We start from the raw sequence: 5968 nt of genomic DNA on the forward strand, positions 1-5968 counted from the left end.
GATTCAGAATCTACCAACAAAAAGTGCTGTGGCAGAGGTATTTTCTCTCGCTTCACAGCACTTTGATATTAGATTCCTGATCTCACCTAGGCTCGTCGGAATGACGGATTCATTTATTTAAAAAGAAAAGTGACCAACCCCAAAGCTCGTCATTCTGAGCATCGAGGGATGAGCGTGATTCAGAATCTACCAATAAAAAGTGCTGTGGCAGAGGTGTTTCCTCTCGCTTCACAGCACTTTGATATTAGATTCCTGATCTCGCCTAGGCTCGTCGGAATGACGGGGTCTTTCTTCCCGACTTAAACAATAAAGCTTGCGCCTTCTTCTGCGCTCGAAACGCTCTGACGAATCACGCTAAAGAAGCCACGACCCCAAGTCTGTTGTTTCGCTTCAGTATCCATCTCTAACAATTCACGACCCGCAACGTCGCTTAGGTTATTCAGCTCGCCAGTTTGGCAATCAACGCGGATGATGTCGCCATTACGCACCAAGCCAATCGCGCCGCCACGAATTGCTTCTGGAGAAACGTGGATGGCTGATGGAATCTTACCGGATGCACCCGATAGTCGACCGTCCGTTACCAGCGCGACTTTATAGCCTGCTTTCTGCACGTTGCCGAGAATTGGCATCAGTTTATGCAGCTCTGGCATGCCGTTCGCTGCAGGGCCGTTGTGCGTCACAACCACGATGCAATCTTGGTTTAGTTCACCGCGTTTGTATGCCGCTTCCACTTCGTGTTGGCATTGGAATAGGATTGCCGGCGCTTCGATAATGCGCTGATCTTCTTTCACCGCAGAGACTTTCACCACCGCTTTACCCAAGTTACCGTGAAGTACGCGAGTACCACCAGTATTTTGGAAAGCTTGCGTTGGCGCAGCAATCACTTCGCCGTCTTGGCTGCCACCACATGGAGTCCAAGTCAGTTTGCCGTCAACTAGCGTAGGTAGCGTCATTTGGTCTTCGAATTCGCCGAATACCGGTTTCACGTCACGATGAAGCAAGCCCGACTCGTCCAAACGATGCAATAGCGCAGGTACGCCGCCCGCTTCTTGGAACGCGTTCATGTCAGCTGGACCGTTCGGGTAAACGCGCGCCAACAGTGGTACCACTTCAGATAGGTCACTGATGTCTTGCCATGTCAGAATCAAACCTGCTGCACGCGCCACCGCCAACATGTGGATCGTGTGGTTGGTGCTGCCGCCCGATGCCAGCAGCGCGATAATGCCGTTGATCAGGCTCTTTTCTGTGACAACTTCAGACAATGGACGGAAGTTTGCTGAACCTGCATTCATTGCTGCGATTTTTAGAGCCGCGTGATCAGTCAGCGCCTTACGTAGCTCAGTATGTGGATGGATGAATGCCGAACCTGGCAGCATCAAACCCATAGCTTCAAACACAAGTTGGTTAGTGTTTGCGGTGCCGTAGAAGGTACACGTACCTGCCGAGTGGTAAGCGCGACACTCCATATCAAGCAGTGCGTCTTTACCTACTTCGCCCGCTGCGTATTTTTGGCGAACGTCGACTTTCTCTTCATTGCTGATGCCCGTTGCCATCAAACCTGCTGGCACAAATGCCGTTGGTAGGTGTGCGTAAGACAGCGCGCCCATCAATTGTCCCGGTGCGATTTTGTCGCAGATGCCCAGCAACAAGGTCGCATCAAACACATTGTGGCTCAGTGAAAGTGCCGTCGATTGAGCAATTAAGTCACGAGAAAACAGTGACATGTCCATGCCCGCTTGACCTTGAGTCACGCCATCACACATTGCTGGAACACAGCCAGCAACTTGCGCAGTGTGACCGTAACCAGACAGCACCTGTTTGATTTGATCTGGGTAGTGTTGGTAAGGCTGGTGGGCACTCAGCATATCGTTGTAAGCACTGATCAGCGCCACATTCGAATGCGTGAAATCCAGAATGTTTTTCTTTTCTGAAGAACAAGATGCCGCAACGGCATGAGCCAAGTTACCGCAAGATAGACCGACACGACCTTTGCCCGCTTCGGCTTGGACTTCAGTGCGAGCAAGAAACGCCGCACGTGCCTCTTTGCTGCGTCCTACTAGGCGTTGGGTAACGTCTAAAATTACTTGATGAGTCATGCCATTGCCTCGTCTTGCACTAGGATTAGCTCAGCGGCATTCGACACAACGTCTTCGATGGTTGCATCAATGCTGACGAAAATGGTGCGAGGCTCATCTTCTGGACGTTCTAGCGTTTCAAACTGGCTGTTGACCATGTTCTCTTTCATGAAGTGACCTTGGCGAGCACGCATGCGTTCAAGGATCAGTTCTTTGCTGCCGTCTAGGAAAAGGAAGCTCACGTTCTCGTTGCCTTCGCGGATTTGGTCACGATAAATCTTTTTTAGTGCTGAACAGACTATAATGCCGTGCTCGTTTTTGCTTTCTAAGCTATAAGCAGCGTCGCGGATACGTTCTAGCCAAGGTTTGCGGTCGTCGTCGTTCAGAGGCTGACCTGACGCCATCTTCTGAATGTTTGCTCGTGGGTGAAGATCATCACCATCAATGAATTTACGTCCCAGCTTTTTCGCCAAGTGCTCACCAATTGTGGTTTTGCCACTCGCACAAACGCCCATAACGACGACACTACTACCAGCCATAACTTATCCTCATAACAAATTTGCGCGTGATCTCAATTTTCGAATTCACTTTAAAATATGGGTTTATCTTATTCATGTTATCGGTAACATGTTACCGGTAACTAAAATAAATGTGAACCACAACACAAACAATAATTCTTAAAGGTGAACCCATGGAACAGCTAACCCAAGCTCCAGACCCTACGTTCCTACTAACGATTGCAGCCCTCGCGATTGCAGCGTTACTTGTATTGATTATTAAACTAAAAGTGCACGCTTTTGCTTCCCTAACTATGGTGAGTTTAGGTACAGCATTGGCGACTGGCGTTTCTTCTGACCAAGTTGTCCCAACCATGATGAGTGGCTTTGGTGGCACGTTGGCTTCAGTCGCATTGCTGGTTGGCCTTGGTGCAATGATCGGTAAGATTTTGGAAGTAACTGGCGGTGCGCAAGTGCTGGCAGATACTTTGATTGGACGCTTCGGTAAAGAGCGCGCACCTTTTGCATTAGGTGTGGCTTCACTACTGTTCGGTTTCCCAATCTTCTTTGACGCTGGTCTTGTGGTCATGATGCCAATCATCCTAAGTGTGGCAGCACGCTTTGGTGGTTCGCCAATCAAATACGCACTACCAGCAGCGGGTGCATTTGCAGTAATGCACGGCTTTGTTCCTCCGCACCCAGGTCCAGTTGCAGCAGCAGAATTCCTAGGCGCAAACATTGGTCTACTGCTTGTTGTTGGTATCTTAGTGGCTATCCCAACTTGGTACCTAGGCGCTTACCTATTCGGTCTGTACGCAGGCAAGAAATTCGATATCCCACTATCAAAAGCGTTCTTCAACGGTGAAACACAAGTTGACGAATCTAAGCTGCCAAAATTTGGCACAGTAATGACCATCCTAGTGCTGCCGGTACTGCTAATCTGTCTAGACACAGTACTGAACACGCTAGCGGTTGCGGGTGTGATTGATGGCAAAACAGCACTGGTTGAGTTCCTGCGTATGCTAGGTAAAACACCGGTAGCACTTCTGATTACTCTGCTAGTGTCTCTTGCGGTATTCGCGAAAGACTACGGCATGGCAAAACTTGAGAAGCTGTGTGGCGACTCATTGGCTCCTATCTGTGGCGTTATCCTAGTAACAGGTGCGGGCGGCATGTTTGGTGGCGTATTGCGCGCAAGTGGTATCGGTGATGCACTAGCAGACGTTCTGACTGACACAGGTATGCCAGTGATCGTAGCAGCGTTTGTTATCTCTACCTGTTTGCGTGTTGCTCAAGGCTCAGCAACCGTAGCACTAACGACAACAGCAGCACTTATCGCACCAGTAGTGGCAGCATCAACTGGTTTGAGTGAGCTAGACCTATGCTTTATCGTTATCGCGATTGCAGGTGGTGCAACAGTGCTTTCTCACTTCAACGATTCTGGTTTCTGGCTAGTATCTCGTCTACTAGAGATGGATGAGAAAACAACGCTAAAAACTTGGACGGTAATGGAAACTTTACTTGGTAGTATCGCGTTTATTATCGTAGCAACATTAAGCTTTATTCTTTAGAGGTTACCCATGACAACACTTGAACAACGATTAAGAGAAATCAAAATCGTCCCAGTTATCGCAATCAACGATGTAGCACACGCTCTGCCACTGGCAAAAGTGTTGGTAGAAAACGGTTTACCATGTGCGGAAGTGACATTCCGCACTGAAGCGGCGGCTGAGTCGATCCGCATCATGCGTGAAGCGTACCCAGAACTGCTGATCGGTGCTGGTACAGTGCTGACAACAGAGCAAGTGGACATCGCGATTGAAGCGGGTGTGGACTTTATCGTAAGCCCTGGTTTCAATCCAACGACAGTGAAATACTGTCAGCAACGCAATGTGACAATCATACCGGGTGTGAACAACCCAAGCTTGGTTGAGCAAGCGATGGAAATGGGTCTACGTACCCTGAAGTTCTTCCCTGCTGAGCCATCAGGTGGCGTAAACATGCTTAAAGCACTAACTGCGGTTTACCCAGTGGAATTCATGCCAACAGGTGGTGTAAGCCCATCTAACGTGGAAGATTACCTAGCGCTGAAATCAGTTGTCGCTTGTGGTGGTACTTGGATGGTGCCAACCGCAATGATGGACAGCGGCGATTGGGAAGGTATTGCTGAATTGGTTCGCGCAGTTAAGTAAAACGTGAATAAAAAGGGTCATCAAGTAATTGATGACCCTTTTTGTTTATCTGCTTAAATCAGCAAAGTGATTCGCGCGTAATTAACGCATTGTCACGAACTACCCACACAGGGTCTCAGCAATAAATCTGGAAAGGTTTATGTGGTAATGCTTACGAGATTTTTTCAGAAAAACAGTAATTGTTACCTATTTTCCTAAATCTTGAACTTTGGTGGTTCCAGTTTCCAGAAAATTAGTCACTTCTTTCTTAAAGGCGCACTTTTGATATGTGGAGGGCTGTGTCTTGCGGTAACCCACTCATTTTTGCCCCATTAAAATTTGAAATAGGGAACATGCTTGTATCGAATATCTGTTTTGCAATAACTATTTTAATGATGCTGTTGATTTCAACTTAGCCTCTTGATTTTTATGTTTTTGATTTTATACCCAAGTAACCTCGAGATGCTAGGTTCAGCGAGAATGACTTGGTTTGTAGACGCGGCGGCGATTTAAAGGTTTGGTGGGTCCAAATCAAGAATCGACAACAAAGTATACAAGCCAAGTCAACTCGCCCTTCGGGAGCGTGTCATTGACCCGATTTCTGCGTCAAACAACTTGGAAAGAGCTGGCTATTCCGCTGCGTCGTTTTCCTTGACCTCGAATCAATGACAACGCTCTGAATCCTGCATCTTGAAGTCACTTGGGTATAAGTTGTTGATTTATTGGCAATAAAAATCAATTAAGAAATAGATATCTATTATTGACACATAGTGTATAGTGTCAACAGTTCAAACGATGAGTTATTAGTAAAGTATTTAGTTTAAGCTCTTCTCAGTTTTTATTCGATTAAATTCGTCATATTTATCCTGCGATACCTTTTTCTTCATCCCTTATTTATTCGCTTTATTTTTAACTTAATCAATGTATCGAATTATATTATGTCAAATAAAACAAATGGTTCATTAAAGTGGTTTAACGAATCCAAGGGTTTTGGATTTATCATTCCTGAATCACTTCAAATCAATTGTTAGTGAATGCTTCAAATCAATTGTTAGTGAATGCTTCAAAAAATTATCTGAATTCCAAAAGGTTTCTTTTGTTGTTGAGCAAGGTAACAAAGGCTATCAAGCGGGTAATGTTAAGTTAGCGTAATATATTTCTAAAAAGTCTCTTCTGTCGATGACACTTTTTTACATTATGTTTAACAAAGATTCCGAAGATTCCG

At 46.4% G+C, this 5968-nt stretch carries 4 protein-coding genes and 1 pseudogene; 3 read left to right on the forward strand and 2 right to left on the reverse strand.

The genetic code is table 11. From position 1 onward, the window contains the following. Positions 1-299: 299 nt before the first annotated feature. Positions 300-2096: a phosphogluconate dehydratase gene (edd, locus tag KIV40_RS25290; RefSeq protein WP_012126705.1), complete on the reverse strand. Its 1797-nt coding sequence runs from the start codon at positions 2094-2096 to the stop codon at positions 300-302. Continuing rightward, the gene (locus KIV40_RS25295) at positions 2093-2614 is read right to left on the reverse strand and encodes a gluconokinase (protein ID WP_012126706.1); all 522 of its coding nucleotides are present in this window, start codon (positions 2612-2614) and stop codon (positions 2093-2095) included. The genes edd and KIV40_RS25295 overlap by 4 nt, the downstream gene beginning before the upstream one ends. 152 nt (positions 2615-2766) lie before the next feature. Between KIV40_RS25295 and KIV40_RS25300 the strand changes: the two genes are divergently transcribed. The 3 genes and pseudogenes from KIV40_RS25300 (at position 2767) to KIV40_RS25310 (ending at position 5895) form a co-directional block, all read left to right on the forward strand. Further along, complete coding sequence (locus KIV40_RS25300; RefSeq protein ID WP_285351960.1) at positions 2767-4143, forward strand: GntP family permease; 1377 nt, start codon at positions 2767-2769, stop codon at positions 4141-4143. A 9-nt stretch (positions 4144-4152) separates the two neighbouring features. Then, a complete protein-coding gene (locus KIV40_RS25305) occupies positions 4153-4764 on the forward strand; it encodes a bifunctional 4-hydroxy-2-oxoglutarate aldolase/2-dehydro-3-deoxy-phosphogluconate aldolase (protein ID WP_012126708.1) in 612 nt (203 codons plus the stop codon). Positions 4765-5681: 917 nt separating this feature from the next. Beyond that, positions 5682-5895 (forward strand): annotated as a pseudogene (locus KIV40_RS25310) (cold shock domain-containing protein). The last annotated feature ends 73 nt before the right edge of the window (positions 5896-5968 follow it).

This window comes from Vibrio sp. D173a (assembly GCF_030248475.1).

Bases quoted from the DNA above. Each gene is read 5' to 3' on its own strand.
- KIV40_RS25305 (WP_012126708.1), top strand. From the start codon at position 4,153: ATGACAACACTTGAACAACGATTAAGAGAAATCAAAATCGTCCCAGTT.
- KIV40_RS25300 (WP_285351960.1), top strand. From the start codon at position 2,767: ATGGAACAGCTAACCCAAGCTCCAGACCCTACGTTCCTACTAACGATT.
- KIV40_RS25295 (WP_012126706.1), bottom strand. From the start codon at position 2,614: ATGGCTGGTAGTAGTGTCGTCGTTATGGGCGTTTGTGCGAGTGGCAAA.
- edd (WP_012126705.1), bottom strand. From the start codon at position 2,096: ATGACTCATCAAGTAATTTTAGACGTTACCCAACGCCTAGTAGGACGC.